At 67.4% G+C, this 20,769-nt stretch carries 17 protein-coding genes; 10 read left to right on the top strand and 7 right to left on the bottom strand.

All coding sequences use genetic code 11. The annotated features are described in order from the left end of the window. The first annotated feature begins 47 nt into the window (after nucleotides 1-47). From A5681_RS17095 to A5681_RS17085, 3 genes are all read left to right on the top strand, one after another. Nucleotides 48-1,067: a DUF4873 domain-containing protein gene (locus A5681_RS17095; RefSeq protein ID WP_231996342.1), complete on the top strand. Its 1,020-nt coding sequence runs from the start codon at nucleotides 48-50 to the stop codon at nucleotides 1,065-1,067. A 435-nt stretch (nucleotides 1,068-1,502) separates the two neighbouring features. After that, nucleotides 1,503-2,267, top strand: coding sequence for an STAS domain-containing protein (locus tag A5681_RS17090; RefSeq protein WP_067277386.1), 765 nt, complete (start codon nucleotides 1,503-1,505; stop codon nucleotides 2,265-2,267). Nucleotides 2,268-2,356: 89 nt separating this feature from the next. Next, complete coding sequence (locus A5681_RS17085) at nucleotides 2,357-3,223, top strand: LLM class flavin-dependent oxidoreductase (RefSeq protein WP_067277337.1); 867 nt, start codon at nucleotides 2,357-2,359, stop codon at nucleotides 3,221-3,223. 178 nt (nucleotides 3,224-3,401) lie between these two features. On the opposite strand, the gene A5681_RS17080 is transcribed toward A5681_RS17085, so the two are convergent. Then, nucleotides 3,402-4,199, bottom strand: a complete 798-nt coding sequence (locus tag A5681_RS17080) for an enoyl-CoA hydratase/isomerase family protein (RefSeq protein ID WP_197498625.1) — start codon at nucleotides 4,197-4,199, stop codon at nucleotides 3,402-3,404. Nucleotides 4,200-4,284: 85 nt separating this feature from the next. On the opposite strand from A5681_RS17080, the gene A5681_RS17075 reads away from it, so the two are divergent. Continuing rightward, nucleotides 4,285-5,202 carry an SAM-dependent methyltransferase gene (locus A5681_RS17075; RefSeq protein ID WP_067277331.1) on the top strand — a complete coding sequence of 306 codons (918 nt, stop codon included), beginning with the start codon at nucleotides 4,285-4,287 and terminating at the stop codon, nucleotides 5,200-5,202. Here the strand turns inward: A5681_RS17075 and A5681_RS17070 are convergent. Both A5681_RS17070 and A5681_RS17065 read right to left on the bottom strand, forming a co-directional pair. Beyond that, a complete protein-coding gene (locus A5681_RS17070) occupies nucleotides 5,199-7,148 on the bottom strand; it encodes a fumarylacetoacetate hydrolase family protein (protein WP_067277326.1) in 1,950 nt (649 codons plus the stop codon). The genes A5681_RS17075 and A5681_RS17070 overlap by 4 nt on opposite strands. Then, nucleotides 7,145-9,403 carry an ATP-dependent DNA ligase gene (locus A5681_RS17065; RefSeq protein ID WP_067277323.1) on the bottom strand — a complete coding sequence of 753 codons (2,259 nt, stop codon included), beginning with the start codon at nucleotides 9,401-9,403 and terminating at the stop codon, nucleotides 7,145-7,147. The genes A5681_RS17070 and A5681_RS17065 overlap by 4 nt, the downstream gene beginning before the upstream one ends. A gap of 126 nt (nucleotides 9,404-9,529) precedes the next feature. Between A5681_RS17065 and A5681_RS17060 the strand changes: the two genes are divergently transcribed. From A5681_RS17060 to A5681_RS17040, 5 genes are all read left to right on the top strand, one after another. Further along, nucleotides 9,530-11,047, top strand: coding sequence for a mannitol dehydrogenase family protein (locus tag A5681_RS17060; RefSeq protein WP_067277319.1), 1,518 nt, complete (start codon nucleotides 9,530-9,532; stop codon nucleotides 11,045-11,047). Beyond that, nucleotides 11,044-11,901 (top strand): HAD family hydrolase, encoded by an 858-nt coding sequence (locus A5681_RS17055; RefSeq protein WP_067277316.1) that lies wholly within the window; start codon nucleotides 11,044-11,046, stop codon nucleotides 11,899-11,901. Before A5681_RS17060 ends, A5681_RS17055 begins: the two co-directional genes overlap by 4 nt. A 110-nt stretch (nucleotides 11,902-12,011) precedes the next feature. Beyond that, nucleotides 12,012-13,424, top strand: coding sequence for a mannitol dehydrogenase family protein (locus tag A5681_RS17050; protein WP_067277313.1), 1,413 nt, complete (start codon nucleotides 12,012-12,014; stop codon nucleotides 13,422-13,424). After that, the gene (locus A5681_RS17045) at nucleotides 13,421-14,332 is read left to right on the top strand and encodes a carbohydrate kinase family protein (protein ID WP_067277310.1); all 912 of its coding nucleotides are present in this window, start codon (nucleotides 13,421-13,423) and stop codon (nucleotides 14,330-14,332) included. Before A5681_RS17050 ends, A5681_RS17045 begins: the two co-directional genes overlap by 4 nt. 90 nt (nucleotides 14,333-14,422) lie before the next feature. After that, nucleotides 14,423-15,331: a Ku protein gene (locus A5681_RS17040; RefSeq protein WP_067277383.1), complete on the top strand. Its 909-nt coding sequence runs from the start codon at nucleotides 14,423-14,425 to the stop codon at nucleotides 15,329-15,331. Nucleotides 15,332-15,349: 18 nt separating this feature from the next. On the opposite strand, the gene pstA is transcribed toward A5681_RS17040, so the two are convergent. The 4 genes from pstA to pstS (A5681_RS17020) form a co-directional block, all read right to left on the bottom strand. Further along, nucleotides 15,350-16,252, bottom strand: a complete 903-nt coding sequence (gene pstA, locus A5681_RS17035; RefSeq protein ID WP_067277308.1) for a phosphate ABC transporter permease PstA — start codon at nucleotides 16,250-16,252, stop codon at nucleotides 15,350-15,352. Continuing rightward, entirely contained in the window at nucleotides 16,249-17,247 is a 999-nt protein-coding gene (gene pstC, locus A5681_RS17030) for a phosphate ABC transporter permease subunit PstC (RefSeq protein ID WP_067277306.1), read from the bottom strand. The genes pstA and pstC overlap by 4 nt, the downstream gene beginning before the upstream one ends. Nucleotides 17,248-17,253: 6 nt before the next feature. Continuing rightward, nucleotides 17,254-18,369: a phosphate ABC transporter substrate-binding protein PstS gene (gene pstS, locus A5681_RS17025; RefSeq protein WP_067277304.1), complete on the bottom strand. Its 1,116-nt coding sequence runs from the start codon at nucleotides 18,367-18,369 to the stop codon at nucleotides 17,254-17,256. Nucleotides 18,370-18,554: 185 nt separating this feature from the next. Continuing rightward, a complete protein-coding gene (pstS, locus tag A5681_RS17020; protein ID WP_067277303.1) occupies nucleotides 18,555-19,661 on the bottom strand; it encodes a phosphate ABC transporter substrate-binding protein PstS in 1,107 nt (368 codons plus the stop codon). Nucleotides 19,662-19,974: 313 nt separating this feature from the next. On the opposite strand from pstS (A5681_RS17020), the gene A5681_RS17015 reads away from it, so the two are divergent. Further along, a complete protein-coding gene (locus A5681_RS17015) occupies nucleotides 19,975-20,766 on the top strand; it encodes an SDR family oxidoreductase (protein WP_067277302.1) in 792 nt (263 codons plus the stop codon). Nucleotides 20,767-20,769: the final 3 nt, after the last annotated feature.

Here is a 20,769-nt window from a genome sequence, read left to right as displayed (position 1 = left end):
GGCGCTTGACGACGGCCGGCGGCGAGGCCGTGCGGGCGCGGGCCGTCATCGCCACCGAACCGCCGTTCGTCCCCTGGCTGCCGGACATCGCGGGTCGTGGCGACTTCCTGGGCCCGTCGTTTCCCGCGGCCGCCTGGCCGCCCCGGTTCGATCCGTCCGGCAAGCACCTCGCGGTCATCGGCACTGACGCCGGCGCAGCACACCACATCGGCCGGCTGACCGGGGTCGCGGCTTCGGTCACCGTCTTCGCGCATTCGCCGCGGCGCGTAGTCACCGAGGTGCCGCTGTGGTCAACGCGCGCCAAACGCTGGCTGCGCCACCGCTTCCGCCCGGACGCCGCCGACCGCCCCTCGATCAAGCTGGCGGGTTCGCCGATAGCGGCGGTGACGTCGTCGGGCATCCGCACCCGCGACGGCGTGGACCACCGCGTCGACGCCATCGTCTACGGCACCGGATTCTCGGTCCCCGACGAGCTGGCCGATGAAACGCTTGTGGGCGCCGACGGGCTGACCATCCGGCAGGCGTGGCACGACGGCATGGAGCCCTTCTACGGAGTGGCGGTCCGCGGCTTTCCGAATTACTTCTTCATCACCGGGCCCGACACCGGAGCGCAGGCGCGCTACATCGCCGAGTGCCTGCGCCTGATGGAGCGCACGGCCAGCAGCCGCATCGAAGTGCGCGCCAGCAGCCTGCGGGTGTTCAACGAGCGCGCGCAGCTGACACCCGATCAGGCCCCGCCGGTGGCCTCCGCGTTCGACCTGTCGGCCAGCGCTCCGGAACGCGACGACACCTATGACGGCGCCGCGACGCTGGAGATCGCCGGCGCCCACCATCCGGTCCGGGTCCGGCTCACCGGACACCTCGACCCGATCGACGGCCGTTACCACTGGCAGGGGACGGTGTTCGCTTCGCCGTCGCAACCGCTGCCCGACGACGCGCTCGGGCGTGCGCGGACCGCGACGCTGACCGTGGGCCGGCGCAGCGCCGACGCCCGCATCGTCGAACGAACGCCGTGGGGCACGCACTCGGTCGCCGGAGTGGGCGCCCCGCCGTACGCGTCCAGCTGACCCGCCCCCTTTCCCTGCTCGACCCGCGTTTTTCCGGTGTTTGGTGCGACGCCGAAGGTGGTAGTCCGGGAGGATGCGCGTGCTGCGCAGCGGAAACGAACAATGTGTTCGGCGCGGTAGAGGCGGGGGCCTCGAACGGGTGGGGACGGGCACGCGCCTCACTCACACCGCGCTGCCTGCCGCGCGCGCTCTCGACATGACGCCCGTGGGCTGCGCTTTCCTATGGCGTCCAGGTCGCTCGACCCGAATTAGACTTTTGCCGCTGAGGGCGGATACTCAAGCAGTTGGCCCGGGTGTGATTCGAGGAGCAGCGATGGAACCGGACGACACGACCCAGCCGGAAAGCAGGATCGCGACGTCTCATCCGTCGGCGAACCGGCCGGGCGACCGGGCGCCTCGACACCGGAGGCCCCCGCAGGGAAAGGGGTTGCTGTGGTGAGCTCGGTAGCTGAGTCCCCCAGCTCGCTGGCGATCGCGACGCGGACGGACGAGTCCGCGACCGTCCTGACCGTGGACGGTGTGCTCGACGGGACCAACTCCGCGACGCTCCGCGACCACATCCTGCAGGCCACCCTGGACGAGCCGGCCGCCGTCATCGTCAACATCTCCGCGCTCAAGGTGCTCGCCGAATTGGCGTGGTCCACGTTCATCGGCGCGCACTGGCAGGTCCGCGGCAATCCGAATGTCCCGATCGTGTTGGTCTGCGCACACCGCGGAACGCGCGAGGCGTTATCCCGCAGCGGCGTCGCCTACTTCATGCCGGTGTACTCGACCGAAAAGGCGGCGCTCAAGGCGCTCAGCCAGCAGAGCCGGCGCGCCGTGCGCCGGGCCGACGCTCAACTGCCCGCCGACCTGACCAGCTTGCGCGAGTCGCGCCGTCTGGTCCGCGAGTGGCTCACCGCGTGGTCGCAGTCGACGTTGATCCCCGTCGCCCTGGTGGTGGTCAACGTGTTCGTCGAGAACGTCCTCGAGCACACCCCGAGCGTTCCCGTCATGCGCCTCGAGAGCCACGGTGCGACGGCGACCATCGCGGTGTCCGACAGCAGCCACGCCCCCGCCGTGCGGCTGCCGTCGCCAACGACCGGCATCGACGTGTCCGGGCTGGCGATCGTCGAGGCGCTGTCACGTGCGTGGGGCAGCACGCCCACCGCAACGGGCAAGACGGTCTGGGCGGTCATCGGCCCCGAAAACCAGCTCTGACGCCTTATTGTGCTGGGAACCCGGCCACGGGTAGAACTAGAACACGTTCTAATCTCGTGTGACGACCGGTTTCCAGGAAGGCAGATGACGTGCGGTTCACCTACGCGGAGGCGATGACCGACCACAGGTACTACATCCCGCTGGCCCAGGCGGCCGAGGCGGCCGGGTACCACGCGATGACGATCGCCGACAGCATTGCCTACCCCTTCGAGTCAGACTCCAAGTACCCGTACACCCCCGACGGCGATCGCGAGTTTCTGGACGGCAAAGAGTTCATCGAAACCTTCGTGCTCACAGCCGCTTTGGGCGCGGTGACGACGAAGCTGCACTTCAACTTCTTCGTGCTCAAGCTGCCCATCCGGCCGCCGGCGTTGGTGGCCAAGCAGATCGGTTCGCTGGCCGCGCTGACCAACAACCGGGTGGGCTTCGGCGTCGGCACCAGCCCGTGGCCGGAGGACTACGAACTGCTGGGCGTCCCGTTCGCCAAGCGCGGCAAGCGCATGGACGAATGCATCGAAATCATCCAGGGGCTCACCACCGGCGACTATTTCGAGTTCCACGGCGAGTTCTATGACATCCCGAAGACGAAGATGACCCCGGCTCCCACCCAGCCGATCCCGATCCTGATCGGCGGGCATGCCGACGCGGCGCTGCGCCGTGCCGCCCGCCTGGACGGCTGGATGCACGGCGGCGGCGACCCGGAGGAACTCGACGGGCTCATCGCCAAGCTCAAGCGGTATCGCGAAGAGGCGGGCAAGACGGGACCGTTCCAGATTCACGTCATCTCGGCCGACGCCTACACCGTCGACGGGATCAAACGCCTCGAGGACAAGGGCGTCACCGACGCCATCGTCGGCTTCCGCATCCCCTACATCAAGGGCAACGACACCGAGCCGTTGGAGAACAAGATCCGCAACCTCGAGATGTTCGCGGAGAACGTCATCGCGAAGGTCTAGCGGCGGTCGCAAGCGCGGCGAAGCCGGGCGCCGCGGGCCGCCGCCATCGACTAGCGGCGGTCGCAAGCGCGGCGAAGCCGGGCGCCGCGGGGCCGCCATCGACTAGCGGCGGTCGCAAGCGCGGCGAAGCCGGGCGCCGCGGGCCGCCGCCATCAACCAGCGGCGGTCGCACCCCACCTCACAGCGGATCCCACCGCGGTGCGCGCTTCTCCATGTGGGCGGTGGCCGCCTCGACCGGGTTGTTGGTGAAGCCGCTGATGATCTGTGTCCGGTTCTCGATCTCGATGGCGTGCCGCAGGCTCGGCGCGTCCAGCGCCGCGTTGAGACCGATCTTGGTTTGCCACACGCCGTAGGCGTTGTTCTCGGTGATCGAGCGGGCCACCCGCAGCGCGGCGGGCATCAGGTCGTCGGCCGACACCACCTCGTGCACCAGGTGAATGCGGTAGGCCTCGACCGCGTCGATGATCCGGCCGGAAAGCATCAGTTCGCGCGCCACGCCGGCGCCGACGATTTTCGGCAGCAGGTAGCTGGTGCCCATGTCCATCGACGAGAAGCCGGCCTTGATGAACGCGGACCCGAACCGCGCCTGTTCGGAGGCGACCCTGACGTCGGAGACCAGCGTGAAGGCCAGCCCTCCCCCGACCGCCACGCCGTTGACCGCGGCGATCACCGGGATGGGCAACTCGTAGATCCGGGTGAACAGATCGGCCAGGCGAACCTGGGAGTCGTAGTTGACCTTGAAGGGCGGGGTGGTCGGTTTCGGCTTGGTCCACGGTTCGCCGGTGCCGCTCAGGTCCGCCCCGGCGCAGAAGCCGCGTCCGGCGCCGGTCAGGATCGCGGCCCTGAACTCGCCGCCGCCGAGCAGGTCAAGGGTGTGGTGCACGCCGTCGATCAGCGATCCGTCGATGGCGTTGAGGCGCTCGGGGCGGTTCAGCGTGACAAGGGCGATGTCGTCTTCGAGGGTTCCGAATTCCACTGCGGGCATAGGAGGAACCGTAGGGGACGACAGTGTTCACCGGCGGGGCATACCGTGGTTTGGCCGCCACATCGAAGGAGAGAGCATGGCACGAACCGAAGGTGACAGCTGGGACCTGGCCAACAGCGTGGGAGCGACGGCCACCATGGTCGCCGCCGCCCGCGCCGCCGCGAGCAAGCGCCCGCAGCCGGTCATCACGGACGACTTCGCCGAACCGCTGGTGCGCGCCGTGGGGTTGGACGTGTTCACCAAGCTCGCCAGCGGCGAACTGGATCCCGGCGACCTCGAGCGCAGCATCGGCTTTCACCGGATGGTCGACACCTTCGCCGCCCGCGCCCGATATTTCGACGACTACTTCGCCGCGGCCGGTCAGGCCGGCCTGCTCCAGGTGGTGATCCTGGCCTCGGGGCTGGATTCCCGTGCCTACCGGCTGCGCTGGCCGATCGGGACCACGGTGTATGAGATCGATCAGCCCGAGGTGATCGCGTTCAAGGCGGCGACGATGGCGGAGATCGGGGCGGCGCCCACCGCCAAGCTTCGCGACGTCGGAATCGATCTGCGCGAGGATTGGCCGGCGGCGCTGCAGGAGCGGGGCTTCGATCCGGCCCGTCCCACGGCGTGGCTCGCCGAGGGTGTGCTCATCGGATGGCTGCCCCCGGAGGCAGAGGTTCGGCTGCTGGACTCGATCATCCCGCTATCCGCCGAGGGCAGCCGGTTCGCCGCCGACTTCGGGACGGTGACGGGCAGTTCGCCGCAGGACCAGGAGCAGGCCAGGCTGATGACCGAGGGCTGGCGGCGGTGGGGACTCGAGATGGATCTCACCGGCTTGACCTATCCCGGCGAGCACACCGACGTCGGGGCCCTGCTGCACGAGAACGGTTGGGAAACCAGCGTATCCCGGCTCACCGACCTGTTCGCCGCGGCCGGGCTGCCGGAGTTGGGGACGGCGGCGCAACAGGTTCCGGCCACCACGATCAAATTCGTTCGCGCGGTGCGGGTTTAGCCACGAGATCTTTTGGCCGGCCACTCGGCCTGCATCACCAGGAGGGCCATGACCTCCAGCCGCGGGGTCTGGGGGTCCAGTTCGCGGTAACGTTGATAGACGTTGACGACGACCCGCTCCGCATCCAGCCAGCTCGCGTACTCACCGAGATCGATGGTGTCGGCCGCCTCCGACCAGGACATCCCCTTGCGGTAGGCGGCCTCGGCTTGTTCGGATACGTGCGCGAGATATCCACGCACCGAACGGATTCCGTCGGGGCCGCTGACGGGGCCGTGTCCGGGCACGACCGTCGGCGCGTCGAGCGCGATCATCGTGTCGCACGCGGCGATCCAGTTGGCGATGGGACCGGCCCACACGATCGGGGTGCAGCCGATGAACAGCAGGTCGCCACCGAACAGCACCCCCGCGTCGGGCACGTGCACCACCGAGTCCGCGGCGGTGTGCGCGGGACCCAGATTCAACAGATCGACACGCCGCCCGCCCACCTCGATGGTCAGCTCGCGGTCGAACGTCTGGTCGGCGTTGCGTACCGTGATGCCGCTGAAGTCGAAGTGCCCGAAGCGGTCTCGCGTGTAGGGGGTCGCGATCGGGCCGAGGTTCGCGGTCTGCGCCATCGCCAGCATCTCGGGCGCCATGCCGTGCGCGATCTCCTCGGCGGTGCCCCGTGCGGCGATGATCCGCACCGAGGCGTCGAGCAGTTGGTTGCCGTGGGTGTGGTCTCCGTTGGAGTGGGTGATCAGCGCATCGGTGATGGGCGCCGACGAGGTGACTTCGCCCATCGCCGCGAGCATTTCGCGGGTGAGCGCCAGGTCGAAGAGGGTGTCCACGAGCAGCGACGCGCCGTCCCCGGTGACCAGGCCGGCGTTGCTCCACCCGTAGCCCCCGTCCGGCAGCGTCCACGCCCACACCCGATCGGCGACCTCGTGCAGGCCGCGGGTGTAGGGCACCTTCGCGGGTGCCCGGTTCACCCGCGGCGCCGGGGGCGCGGCGTCCGGATTGGGCCGAGCGGCCAAGGGGTGGGGTGCGGGGCTGGCGCGCACGGTTTGCCGGGTCTCCCCGAGTCCCTGGACCTGGAGGGTGACGACGTCGCCGTCGTGTAGCCAGCCGGGGAAGGAGTCCAGCGCCGCCGGGTCGAGATGCTCGACGAGCGTGCACGTGGGAACAGTGCCGGAACCGATGACATCACCGGGTGCGAGGGTCACGCCGCGCGAGACGTAGGAGATGACTTCGCCGAAGCTCCAATCCATTTCGGCGGTCGACCCCGAACCGATGACAGCGTCGTTGACCAGCGCGGTCACCTGCAGATCGAGCCGGCCGGCGCGCCGGTAGGGCGCGAGTTCGTCGGGCGTCACCAGGTACGGGCCCAGCGTGACGCCGCTGTCCTTGCCCTTGCCCTGGCCGATCCCGAGCTGGCTTTCCATCTGCTGCAGGTCGCGCGCCGACCAGTCGTTGAAAATGGTGTAACCGATGATGGCCCGTTCGGCTTCGTCGACGGTCAGGTCGCGCCCACCGGTCCCGATGATGGCGGCGATCTCCAATTCGAAGTCCTGCCAAGCACTTCCGGGTGCCGCCGGTGCGTCGTCGTAAGGGCCTAAAACCGTTGCCGGGCAGGCGAAATAGAACGCCGGTATGCGATACCAGGTGTCGGCGAGCATGCGCCCTGCGCCCAGCGCGGCCTGGCAGTTGCGCATGTGATCCAGAAAGCACAGCGAGTCGCGGATGGATGGTGGTCGCGGGATCGGCGCCAAGAGCCGCACCGCACGCAGCGGCACGGTCGCCGCGGGGGCACGCAGTGCCTCTTCACCGGCGGCGTTCAAACCGTCGGCGCCCCGGGAGATCAGGTCGAGCAGGGTCACGCCGGCGGGCATGGCGTGGATGGTGTCACTGTCATCGGAGAGCAACCCGGTGCGTTCGCCATCGGCGTCAAGGTAGGTCAGCCATTTCATTCGCGCACCACCTCACTCGGTTCCTTGTCCGGTCGCAGCCCACGCCAACTCGATTGCCGCAACCGGTCATCCGGCGTCCACTCGCTGTAGCGCACCTCCCCCACCAGCACCGGCTCGACGAACGTCACGCCCCTGGCCTCGCTGCGCGGCAGCGGTGGGGCGAAGGGGGACCGGTCGGTGTGCAGGGGCGCCAGGGTCTTCTTGAGGCTCGCCAGGTCGCGTTCGGTGAACCCGGTACCGACCCGCCCCGCGAAGTGCAGGCCGCCCTCGGTCGGGATGCCCATCAGCAGAGAGCCGATGCCGCTGCTGCGTCCGCCCTCGCCGGCCTTCCAGCCGCCGATGACGACTTCCTGGGTGTTCCAATGTTTGTCCTTGATCCAGGAGGCCGAGCGTCGACCGGGCTGATAGGTGGAGTCGCGCTTCTTGGCGACGACCCCCTCCCAGCCCTGCTTGCCGGAGTGCTCCAGCGCCTGTTTCCCGTCGCCGGGCAGCAACTCCGGCACGATCAGCTCGTTGCCATCGGCCAGCGTTTCCAGCAACTTTCGGCGGTCTTGGTAGCGCGCCCGCAACAGCGAGCGACCGTCGAGGTAGAGCAGGTCGAACGCCCAGAACTGGACGCGGCTGCCGCGGCCCCGATTCTGCATGGCGTGGAAGCTGGGCACCCCGGAGGCGTCCAGCACGACAGCCTCCCCGTCGAGCACTACGTGATGCTCAGCCAGATCTGCTGCCAGCGAACGCAACTGGGGGTACTCGTTGGTCACCTCCCGGCCGCGGCGGGAGCGCACCCGCAGGTTGCCGTGGTCGATTTCGACGAGCAGTCGATAGCCGTCCCATTTGCCTTCGAACGCCCACTGGCTCGCCTTGTACGCCCCGATCGAACCGTGGGTGGCCAGCATGGGCGCGATGCCGTCGAAGTCGAAGGTCTTCTGATCCTTCATTCGGTGGGCCAGCCATTGGTCACCGTTGGTTTGGATCAGCGCGTAACGACCGGAGACCTTGTTGCCGTGCAGGTTGACGATCACCTCGTCGTCGCGAAACTTCTCCGCCTCGTAGGTTCCGGCGTCCCAGATGATCACCTTTCCGGCGCCGTATTCCCCTTTGGGGATGTTGCCCTCGAAGGTGGCGTATTCCAGCGGATGGTCCTCGGTGTGCACCGCGAGGTGGTTCACCGACGTGGTCTCGGGTAGGTTTTTGGGGACCGCCCATGACACCAGCACGCCGTCTTTCTCCAGCCGGAAGTCGTAGTGCAGCCGGCGTGCGTGATGCTCCTGAATGACGAACGAATTGCCCTGGCCAGTAACAGGTTTGGCGTGTGGAACCGGCTCCGGGGTCTTCGACGCGTCCCGCATGCTGCGGTACTTGCTCAGCCTGTCGGGTACAGGTGCGTCGTTGTCCAACGCCTCGAGCAGGTCACCGTCGCGCGCCACCCGGGCCAGCACCTCGTCATAGCGCAACTGCCTAAGCGACGCCGGGGCGCCGAGTTCCTCCCAGGTGCGCGGGGCCGCGACGGTCGGGTGCTCGCGTCCGCGCAACGAATACGGGGCGATCGTGGTCTTGGCGCCGTTGTTCTGGCTCCAGTCGAGGAACACCTTTCCGGCCCGCAGGCTTCTCGTCATGGTGGAGGTGACGAGCTTGGGCATGGACTTTTCCAGTTGCTGGGCAACGCGTTTCGCCAACACCGTCGCACCCTTGCTGCTCACCGGCTCCGCCAGCGGCGCGTACAGGTGCAGGCCCTTGCTGCCGCTGGTGAGCGGAAAAAGGGTCAGCCCGATCCCGTCGATGAGGTCGCGGACGGCGTGGGCCACCTCGGCCAGCTGCGCCATGGTCACGCCGTCACCGGGGTCGAGGTCGAACACCAGTCTGGTCGCCGGGCCGGGCTTGAGCTCCTCGGCCTTGCTTCGGGTCCACTCGGCGACGAACCGCCACTGGGGCACGTGCACTTCCAGCGCGGCCTGTTGCGCGATCCAGGCCAGCCCGTCGGGGCTGTCGATGATGGGGTACGTCGTGGTGCCCGAACGGTGTGTGACGCTGGCGCGGGGCAACCATTCCGGAGCGGAGGATGCCAGCTGCTTTTCGAAAAACGACGACTCCTCAACGCCATTCGGCCAGCGCTTGCGGGTGGCCGGGCGTCCCGCGATATGCGGAATCATCACCTGGGCAATCCGGGTGTAATAGTCGAAGACGTCCCGCTTGGTGGTCCCAGTGGCGGGATACAGCACCTTGTCGGCATTGGTGAGTTTCACCCGCGGCGCCATGTTGTCAACCTACGCGCCTGAGAAGTGACATTCGTTACCCACCACGGATTATGTCTCAAACGTAAATTTCTGTGACGTCGGTAACGAAGGCGTTGATCCACAGGCATCAGCGGGCACGCGGTACCGATGCGCATAGTGTCCAGACGTCCAGAAGGCGGCGTCCCCCTCAGCAATGCCACGCTTCGACTGCACTCCCAGCGAATCGCGGTGCCCACGTACGAGCGCTCGGCCCTGCGGCGCGGTGTCGTTCACATCGGTGCGGGCAATTTCCACCGCGCACATCAGGCCGTCTACTTCGACGACCTTGCCCGCTCGGGCATTTCGGATCGGTGGGGTGTCACCGGGGTCAGCCTGCACTCGCCGGGGGCCAAGGACTTGCTGTCCGCGCAGGACGGGCTTTACACCGTGGTACAGCGCGGGCATGACGGCCAGACCGCCCGCGTGGTGGGCTCGATCGGCTCCGTCCACTTCGCACCGAATGACGGCGCGGCGGTCCGCGCCGCCCTGGCGGACCCTCAAACCCGAATCGTCAGCCTGACGATCACCGACAACGGATACTTCCTGGATCCGGTCACCGACCAGTTCGACGCCAACCATCCCGACGTGCGAGCCGACCTGGTCGCCTCCGATGGCTACGCCACCGCGTGGGGTTATCTGGCCGAGGCTCTCGACCGGCGCCGCCGCGCAGGGTTCGCACCGTTCACCGTGCTCTGCTGCGACAACATTCCGGGTGACACCCGGCCGGCGAGGACCGCGCTGATTTCGTTCGCCGCGTGCAAGGACCCGGGGCTCGCCCGCTGGATCGAAAGGCACGTCGCGTTCCCGTCGACCATGGTCGACCGCATCACGCCGCAGACCTCGAATTCGGAACGGGAGTTCGTCGAGCAGACATTCGGTGTGGCCGACAAGTGTCCGGTCGTGACCGAACCGTATCGCCAATGGGTGATCGAGGATTCGTTCAGCAACGGGCGGCCGCCGCTCGAGGAGGTCGGCGCGGAATTCGTCGCCGATGTCAGCGAACACAAACTGATCAAGACGCGTCTGCTCAACGGAACCCACATCGCGCTCGCGTGCCTGGCGACACTGGCCGGTTACCAGCGCACCGACGAGGCGATGCGGGACGGCGTCATCTTCGACTACGTCGAGGCCCTGCTGCGGCGGGAAATCCAGCCGTTGCTGCCCGCCGTCCCGGGGATGAACACCCCGCAGTACCGGGCCACCTTGCTCGATCGGCTCAGCAATCCCAGCATGAGCGACCAATTGTCGCGGCTAGCCCGCCGAGGGACCACCAAAATCACCTCCTTTGTGCTGCCGTCCCTGCAGGAGGCGATCGCGCAGGGCAGACCGCACACGCTGCTGACGTTGGCCGTTGCCGGATGGGCCCGGTATATGCGCGGCCACGACCTCCAGGGCCGCCGACTCCGCCTCGAAGACTCGCAGGCGATACCGGTGGCTAAGTTGGCCAACATGTCCGGCCACAACCCCGATCCCCTGCTGCGGCATGCGATGTTCGCCGAGCTGCGGGCGGTTCCCGGTTTCGCCCGGCGCCTCGGCGACATGATCGCCGATATCGACACCCGCGGCGTGGTACCCACAATGCGTGACGCGCTGCGCAACGACGAGCGAGAGTTGGTGACACGATGAACGCGGGCCTGAGCTTTATGCGCACGTTCGACCCTGCGCCGATCACGACGTTGCTGTGCGACGCCGATGACAACCTGTTCGCTTCGGAGCGGCCGGCGTTCGAAGCCTCGACCGAGGTGATGAATCGCTTCCTCGCCAGGTTCGGCGTGAGCGCCCCACTGGACTCCGAGGAGTTGCGTAAGCGGGCCGTCGGGAAGAACTTTCGCGCCATGGCGCTGGACCTGGCGGCCCAGTGCCGTCTGCCGCTCGATCAGACGTTGGCGCAGAGCCTTCCGGCAGCGGTGGTCGCATCAGCCGACGACGTGGCGAAGGGCAACGCGTTGTCCGCCGATGAACTCGAGCGGTGGGTGCGCGAAGAGCGGGAACGGGTCACCGCGCATCTCGCCGTCACGCTGACCCCCGACCCGCGGGTGCTCGAACCGCTGCGCGACCTCGCGCCGCACTACGCGCTCGCGGCGGTCAGCTCCAGCGCCACCAAGCGCCTGCGCGCCTGTTTCGCCGCCACCGGCATCGATTCGCTGATACCCGAGGCGGTGACGTTCAGCGCCGAGGATTCGCTTCCGGTGCCGACGAGCAAGCCCGACCCGGCGGTGTATCTGCATTCCGGGCAGGTGATGGGTGTCGCGGCAGAACAAGGGTTGGCCATCGAAGACTCCGTCGCCGGGGTCAGTTCCGCGGTCGCGGCCGGCTACGCCACCGTGGGTAACCTGATGTTCGTGCCGCCCGACGAAAGGGATTGCCGCCGAGCGGATTTGATCGATGCGGGGGCCGTCGCGATCACCGATTCGTGGCGTGCGCTCGCCGATGTCCTGCTGTTGTCGGCCGTGCCGACCGGGGGTTCCCCGGTCACGTAGGACATCGGTTGGCCCAAGCCGCTGGGCTTCGGCCCGCGGCCGTCATACCGTCGAGAGGTGCTGCGAGCCCGATCAATTTCGGGGCCCGTGGCCCGGTGAGGAGTTGGCCAATGGTGGCTAGCACGATCAACCTGAACAATGCGTCGCTTTCCGCACTGCCGATCGAGGCCCCGAACTATGACCGCGGCAGCGTGACTGTCGGTATCGCGCATATCGGCGCCGGGCACTTCCACCGCGCGCATCAGGCTGCGTATATCAACCTCCTGCTGCAGCAGGGGCTGGCCCGCGAGTGGGGCATCTGCGGCATAGGCGTGATGCCCGCCGATTGGACCATGCGCGACGTCCTCAACGGTCAGGACGGGCTGTACACGCTGATCTTGGAGAACCCCAACGGCAGCCGGGACGCGCAGGTGATCGGGTCGATCGTGGACTACCGCTACGTCCCGGACGATCCGGAATCAGCGCTGGAGGTGCTCACCGCCGCCTCCACCCGGATCATTTCGCTGACCATCACCGAAGGTGGGTACCGCGACCCCGATGGGCCGGCGTTCGCATTGATCACCGAGGCGCTCGCCCGGCGGCGCGATCGCGGAATCCCCGCGCCGACAATCGTTTCCTGCGACAACATCGAGAACAACGGCGAGGTCGCCAAGCGCACCGTGCTCGCCGGCGCCGAACGCAGGGATCCCGCGTTGGCCGAATGGGTGGCGCAGAACGCCCGCTTCCCCAGTTCGATGGTCGACCGCATCACCCCGGCAACGACTTTGGAGATGGCCGCTGAGGTGCGGCGCGACTTCGGCGTCGACGACCGGTGGCCGGTGGTGGCCGAACCCTTCACCGCCTGGGTGATCGAAGACGACTTCGCCGATGGCAGGCCCCCGCTGGAGCAGGCCGGGGTCCTGATGGTCGACGACGTGCGACCGTACGAGCTGATGAAGTTGCGGATGCTCAACGCTGGGCATCAGTGCCTGGCCTACTTCGCGCACCTCTGCGGCTTCCAGTTCGTCCACGAGGCGGCCCGCGACCCCCTCTTCGCCGCATTCCTGCTCTCGTACTTCGAAACCGAGGCCATTCCCACCCTGCCGCCGGTGCCGGGAATCGACCTGCACGAGTTCGGCCGCACGCTGGTCGAGCGGTTCGCCAACCCGGCCGTGCGCGACACCGTCGCGCGCATCTGCGCTTACTCGTCGGACCGCATCCCGAAATGGCTGTTCCCCGTCATCTGCGACAACCTGGCCAGCGACGGGCCGGTTCGGCTGGCGGCCGCGGCGGTGGCCAGCTGGGCGCGCTACGCCGAGGGCACCGACGAATGGGGTAAGCCGTACGAGGTGGTGGACCAGCTCGCGGATTCGCTCATCCCGATCGCCCGCTCGCAACACCAGAATCCCACCGCGTTCGTCGAGGTGACCGCGGTGTTCTGCGACCTGACCCACCAGCCACGGTTTGTCGACGCGTATTGCTGGGCGCTGGATTCGTTGCACCACAAGGGAGCTCGGGCGACGCTGGAGGCCCTGGTGCGATGACCCGCGGGTTGGTGATCGGCGAATCGCTGATCGACATCGTCAACGGCGACGAGCATGTCGGGGGCAGTCCGCTCAACGTCGCCGTCGGGCTCGGCCGGCTGGGCCGCGAGATCGACTTCTTGACCCACATCGCCGATGACCCACATGGCCGGCGTATCGCCGACTACGTGAAAGGTGCTGGTGCACAGCTTGTTCCGGGCAGCGTTGCGGCCATCCGGACACCGACCGCGGTGGCGACTCTCGCCGCGGACGGATCCGCCGTCTACACGTTCGACCTGGACTGGCGGCTTTCCGGCACACCCGAGGTTCCGCCGCCGCTATTGGTGCACACCGGATCCATCGCCGCCGTACGCGAGCCGGGCTGCCTGGCGGTCGTGGCGTTGGTCGACGCCTATCGCCCCTCAGCCACCGTCACCTTCGACCCCAATGTGCGACCGTCGCTGATCACCGACCGGGATTCGGCCCGCGCGCGGATCGAGCACCTGGCCGAGCGCAGTGACGTCGTCAAGGTCAGCGACGAGGATCTGCGCTGGATCGATCCCGAGCAAGAGCCCGAACAGACGGCCCGGGCGTGGCTGGCGTCTGGACCGGCGATCGTCGTGGTGACGATGGGAGCGCGCGGCGCGGTCGCGCTGTGCTCGGCCGGTGAGGCGCGCGTGGCCGCCAGGCCGGTCCGCGTGGTGGACACCGTGGGAGCCGGCGACGCCTTCATGGTCGGCCTGCTCGACGCGCTGTGGGCAATGGACTTGTTGGGTGCCGACCGGCGGGCCGCCCTGCGGCGCATCTCGATCGACGCCCTGACCGGAGCACTTGAGGCGGCCGCGCTGTCGTCGGCGGCGACCGTGGGCCGCGCCGGTGCGCAGCTGCCCGACCGGGCCGACCTGCGGGCCCAGGCAAACCGGCGATAGCTTCCCGGCCGGCTTCGATGCGGTCACGAGCTGGGACGCAACGGCCCCGCGTGCTGTTAGCCGGCGAACAGTATGGGCATACTGACTTACATGCGCTCCATCTGGAAGGGCTCGATCGCGTTCGGGCTGGTCAACGTCCCGGTCAAGGTGTACAGCGCCACCCAGGACCACGACATCAAGTTCCATCAGGTGCACGCCAAGGACAACGGCCGCATCCGATACCAACGCGTGTGCGAGGTGGACGGCGAGGTCGTCGAATATCGTGACATCGCCCGCGCGTTCGAATCCGACGACGGCCAGATGGTCATCATCACCGACGACGACATCGCCACGCTGCCCGAAGAGCGCAGCCGTGAGATCGAGGTGCTGGAGTTCGTTCCGGCCGACGAGGTCGACCCGATGCTCTTCGACCGAAGCTACTTCCTGGAGCCGGATTCCAAGTCGTCGAAATCGTATGTGCTGCTGGCGAAGACGCTCGCCGAGACCGATCGGATGGCGATCGTGCACTTCACCCTGCGCAACAAGACGCGGCTGGCGGCGTTGCGCGTCAAGGACTTCGGCAAGCGCGACGTGATGATGGTGCACACCCTGTTGTGGCCCGACGAGATCCGCGACCCGGACTTTCCCGTCCTCGACAAGGAGGTCGAGATCAAGCCCGCGGAACTGAAAATGGCCGGCCAGGTGGTGGAGTCGATGGCCGAAGACTTCAACCCGGACCGCTATCACGACACCTATCAGGAGCAGCTGCAGGAGCTCATCGACGCGAAACTCGAAGGTGGCGAAGCGTTTACCACCGAGGAGCAGCCGAAGGAGCTCGACGAGACCGAGGACGTCTCCGACCTCCTGGCCAAGCTGGAAGCCAGCGTGAAGGCGCGTTCGGGCAACGGCAAGGCACCGGCCAAGAAGGCGCCGGCCAAGAAGACGGCCGCCAAGAAGACCACGGCGAAGAAGACCACGGCGAAGAAGGCGCCCGCCAAAAAGGCCGCATCCAAGTCCTGACCCGGACCGGGCGTGCGCTCAGCGCCGGCGCGTCGCCAGGAACCGGGTCGCCGCCGCGATCACGTTGATCACCGCGACCATGATGATCAGGCTCAGCGCCGCACCCCAGATGCGCAGGAACCCGGCATGCTCGGGGTTGGTGAGCTCGGTGTAGATCAGCAGCGGCAGCGAGGCCATGTTGCCGTGGAAGATGTCGACGTTGATCGAGCGGCTGTAACCCACCAGCACCAGCACCGGGGCGGTTTCCCCGATGACCCGGGCGACGGACAACAAGACGCCGGAGACGATGCCGGGCATGGCGATCGGGAACACGATCCGCATGATGGTCTTCCACTTCGGAACGCCGAGCGCGTAGCTGGCCTCCCGCAGGTCGTCGGGCACCAGCCTGAGCATCTCCTCGGCGGACCGCACCACCACCGGCAGCATCAGCAAGACCAGCGCCAGCGACACGGCGAACGAGCTCTGCTGGAATCCCAGCGTCGCGATCCAGAGGCTGAAGACGAACAGCGCCGCCACGATCGAGGGCACCCCGGCAAGCACGTCGACCATGAAGGTGGTCAGCCGCACCAGCCGGCCGGAACCGTATTCCACCAGGAAGACCGCGGTCATCAGCCCCAGCGGCACGGACAGCAGTGCGGCCACCCCGGCCTGCACCATGGTTCCGTACAGCGCGTGGTAGATCCCGCCGGCGAACTGCTCCGGCAGGATGCCGTGCAGCGAGTGGGTCCACCAACCCGTTCGGGTGACCGCATACCAGCCCCGGGCTATCACCACCGACAGCACCCAGACCAGCGGCACCAGCGCGATGAGGAAGGAGGCCACGAAGAAAATCGTCGCCGCGTCGTTGGTGAGCCGCCGCCGGATGCTGACGGGCCGGAACGCCTGGGCTTTGACCGGCCGGTCGAACACGCTGGCCGTCATCCGTTCACCTTCCCCCCGGCGACGGCGCGAGCCAGTGCGTTGACGACGAACGTCAAGACGAACAGCGCGAACCCGGCGGCGATGTAGGCCCCGGTGGGCAGCGGTTCACTGAATTCGGCTGCGGCCGAGGCGATTTTCGAGGCGAATGTGTAGCCGCCGTCGAACAGCGACCAATTTCCGGGGCGTGCGGCGGAACGCAGAATGATCAGCACCGCCACCGTCTCGCCGAGCGCCCGGCCCAGCCCCAGCATCGACGCCGCGATCACACCGCTGCGGCCGAACGGCAGCACGGTCATCCGCACCACCTCCCACTTGGTGGCCCCCAGTGCCTGCGCGGCCTCCATCTGGATGTGCGGGGTCTGCCGGAACACCTCCCGCGAGACCGACGTGATGATCGGCAGGATCATCGCCGAAAGCACGATGCCCGCGGTGAAGATGGTGCCGCCACCGGCCAGCGACACGTTGCCCTGCTTGAACAGGAAGAACCAGCCCAGGTGGCGATTGAGGAATGCCGCGACGGGCTCGATCTTGGGCGCCAGCACGAAGATGCCCCATAACCCGAAGATGATCGAGGGAACCGCGGCGAGCAGGTCGACGATCGCGCCGAACGGGCGAGCCAGCCGCTTGGGCGCATATTGGGTGAGAAACACCGCGATACCCACCGCGATCGGCACCGCGAGCACCAGCGCGGTGAGCGAACTGAGCACCGTGACCATCAACAGGTCACGGATGCCGAAGGCGAGCTTGCTTGGGTCGGTGGTGCTGAACTGGGCGCTGGTGAAGAAGTTCGCGTGGTTGGCCCGCAGCGACGGAACGGCACGAAGCAGTAGGAACACCGCGATCAGCAGGATCGCGGCCACGATCGTCGAACCGGCAGCGGCGGCCGCCAACCTGAACAGCCGGTCACCCCGTCGGCCTGACGGTGTGCCCAACGCCGTGAGCGCAGGTTTTTCCGCGGTCGACGGGCTGGCTACCGCTCCTCGGGTCACGACCACCTCAAATCACGTGATGGCGTTGATCGAAGCCGACAGTCTCGACTTGAACGAATCCGGGATGGGAATGTACCCGTTGTCGGCAAGGCCACTCTGCCCCGCACCGATCGTACTTTGCAGGAACGCCTTCACCGCCGTGCCGACCTGGGGGTCGGGATACTTCGAGCAAACGATCTCGTATGTCGCCAGCACGATCGGGTAGGACCCGGGCTGGGTCGGCTTGTAGAAGGAGAGTGTGTCCAGCACCAGGTCGTTGCCCTGCCCGCTGATCTTGGCGCCGGAAATGGTCTTGCCGACCGAGTCGGCGCTGATCGCCACCGCGTCCGGGCCGGCCGACGTGACGACCTTGGCCATGTCCAGTTTCTGCGCCTGGGCGAACGACCATTCGTTGTAGGTGATCGACCCCTCGGTGGCCTTGATGGCCGCCGACGTGCCGTCGTTGCCCTTGGCGCCCTCGCCGACGCCACCCTTGAACGTCTTGCCCGCGCCCTTGCCCCACGCGCCGTTCGAGGCGGCGTCAAGGTACTTCTGGAAGTTGTCGGTGGTGCCGGATTCGTCGTTGCGGAACACCACATGGATCGGCTCGGCGGGCAACGTGACACCGGAGTTCAGCGCCGCGATCGCCGGGTCGTTCCACGTCGTGATGGCGCCGTTGAAGATTTTCGCCGCCGTGGGACCGTCGAGGCTCAGCGAACTCAGACCCTTGACGTTGTAGGTGATGGCGATCGGCCCGAACACCACCGGCAGGTTCCACGCCGGGGAGCCGCAGCGCTGCTGCGCCGCGGCGTATTCCTTCGCCGCGAGCGGCGAGTCCGAGCCGCCGAAATCCGTTTGGTTGCCGTTGAATTCGCTGATTCCCGCGCCCGACCCATTGGCCGTGTAGTTCAACGTCTGACCCGGGCAGGCCTGTTCGAAGGCGTTGACGAAGCGGGTCATGGCGTTGGCCTGCGCGGTCGACCCGCTGGCCTTCAGCGTCTTCTTGCCGCCGCAGCTGACCTTGCCCGACGCCGAGCCGCTCGTCCCGCTGCTCCCGCCGTTGGCATTGTTGTCGCTTCCGCACCCCGACAACGCCAGCGCAGCAGCGGTCAGGACGCTCAGCGCGGCACCGAATCGGTTGAGTTTCAAGTCACTTCCTAACGGTAGGGATGAAACATGATGGGCGACGTTCTCCTAGCCGCTACCCGGCGATGAGCCGTCTCTCGCAGCAAGGAAGCTAACAGCAAGAAGGTTAACGTTGGGCAAATTGCTGTCGGCCGATTGTCGCTGGCCAACGCGGCCTGCGGGCGGCCCGCACGCCGGGGCGGCCGGGCTCACGAAATGGCGTCGATCGCCGCCGACAACCGGGGCTTGAACGACTCGGGAACCGGGATGTAGCCGTTGTCCGCCAGGCCGTTCTGCCCCGCGCCCACGGTGCTTTGCAGGAACGCCTTCACCGCGGCGGCGACCTGGGGATCCGGATACTTCGAACACACGATCTCGTACGTCGCGAGCACGATCGGATAGGAACCGGGCTGGGCCGGTCTGTAGAAGGAGAAGGTGTCGACGACCAGGTCGTTGCCCTCTTCGGTGAAGTCGGCTCCGGCGATTGCCTTGCCCACCGAATCGGCGCTGATCGCCACCGGGTCGGGGCCGGCCGAGGTGATGATCCGGGCCATGTTGAGCTTCTGCGCCTGGGCGAACGACCATTCGTTATAGCTGATCGACCCCTCGGTGGCCTTGACCGCCGCCGAGGTGCCGTCGTTGCCCCTGGCCCCCTCGCCGACGCCGCCGTTGAACGTCTTCCCGATGCCCCTGTCCCAGACGCCGTTGGCCGCGGAATCCAGGTATTTCTGAAAATTGTCCGTGGTGCCGGACTGGTCGTTGCGGAAGATCACCCGAATCGGCTCGGCGGGAAAAGGGACGCCCGGGTTCAGCGCCGCAATGGCCGGATCGTTCCAGGCGGTGACGTCACCCTTGAATATCTTGGCGGCCGTGGGACCATCCAGATTCAGCGACGTCACGCCCTTGACGTTGTAGCTGATCGCGATCGGCCCGAACACCACCGGCAAATTCCATGCGGGCGAACCGCAACGCTGGCGCGCCGCGAAGTATTCGATGGGAGCCAGCGGTGAGTCGGACCCCGCGAAATCGGTTTGGTTACCCGTGAATTCACCGATTCCCGCGCCCGAGCCGTTGGGCGTATAGTTCAGCGTCCAGCCCGGGCAGGCCTGCTCGAACGCCTTGATGAAGCGGGTCATCGCGTTGGCCTGGGCGGTCGACCCGCTCGCCTTGAGCGACTTGGCCCCGCCACAGCTCACCTTGGCGACCGACGTGCCCGGCGCGGGATGTTCGCCCGCCGTGTTGTCGTTACTCCCGCAGCCGGACAGCGCCAGGACGGTCGCGGCGCTGAGCGCAGCGCCAAATCGGTTCAGCCGCAATATGATCCCCGGCGGGAAAGCTCAGACATGATCGCCACCATTCATTAGCCGTGCGCACCGACCAAACGGTCAGCGCACTAAGGCTAACGCCGGGTGAATGTTCTCGCAGTGGACGCGGGATGCGCTGAGGCCGTCCCGCCACGGCGGTCAAACACACGTTTTCGGCCGGCCCGTTCCCCCGCACGCAAATGGGCACGGGGCATTGCGCCGCCCGGCCCATATGCAAAAGTAGAACCTGTTCCAGAAATGCCGCATCTGACACGGCGCGGCTTGCTACCGTGTCGGCTGACAACTTGGGCGAAGAGAGGCCGCAATGATCCTTGACAGATTTCGTCTCGATGACAAAGTCGCCGTCATCACCGGTGCCGGCCGCGGCCTCGGGGCGGCCATCGCGTTGGCTTTCGCCGAGGCGGGCGCCGACGTCCTGATCGCCTCGCGCACGGAATCGCAACTAGAAGGCGTCGCCGAACAGGTCCGCGCCGCGGGTCGGCGGGCGCACATCGTCGCCGCCGATCTCGCCCACCCGGAGGCGACCGCGGAGCTGGCCGGCCAGGCGGTCGAGGCCTTCGGGAAACTAGACATCGTCGTCAACAACGTCGGCGGAACCATGCCGAACACGCTGCTGACCACCTCGACCAAGGACCTCAGGGACGCGTTCACGTTCAACGTCGCCACCGCCCATGCGCTGACCGTCGCGGCGGTGCCCCTGATGCTCGAGCACTCCGGTGGGGGCAGCATCATCAACATCACCTCCACCATGGGCCGGCTGGCCGGCCGGGGATTCGCCGCCTACGGCACCGCGAAGGCCGCGCTGTCCCACTACACCCGGCTGACCGCACTGGACCTGTGCCCGCGCATCCGCGTGAACGCGATCGCGCCGGGATCGATCCTCACCTCCGCGCTGGACATCGTCGCGTCCAACGACGAGTTGCGCGCACCGATGGAGAAGGCCACGCCCATGCGCCGGCTTGGCGACCCCGTCGACATCGCCGCGGCCGCAGTGTATTTGGCGTCCCCGGCCGGCAGCTTCCTGACCGGTAAGACGCTCGAGGTCGACGGTGGCCTCACCTACCCCAATCTCGACATCCCCGTCCCGGATCTGTGACCC

Source organism: Mycobacterium scrofulaceum, from assembly GCF_001667885.1.
Taxonomy (GTDB): domain Bacteria; phylum Actinomycetota; class Actinomycetes; order Mycobacteriales; family Mycobacteriaceae; genus Mycobacterium; species Mycobacterium scrofulaceum_C.
This window is presented reverse-complemented; position numbering and strand designations above follow the sequence as displayed.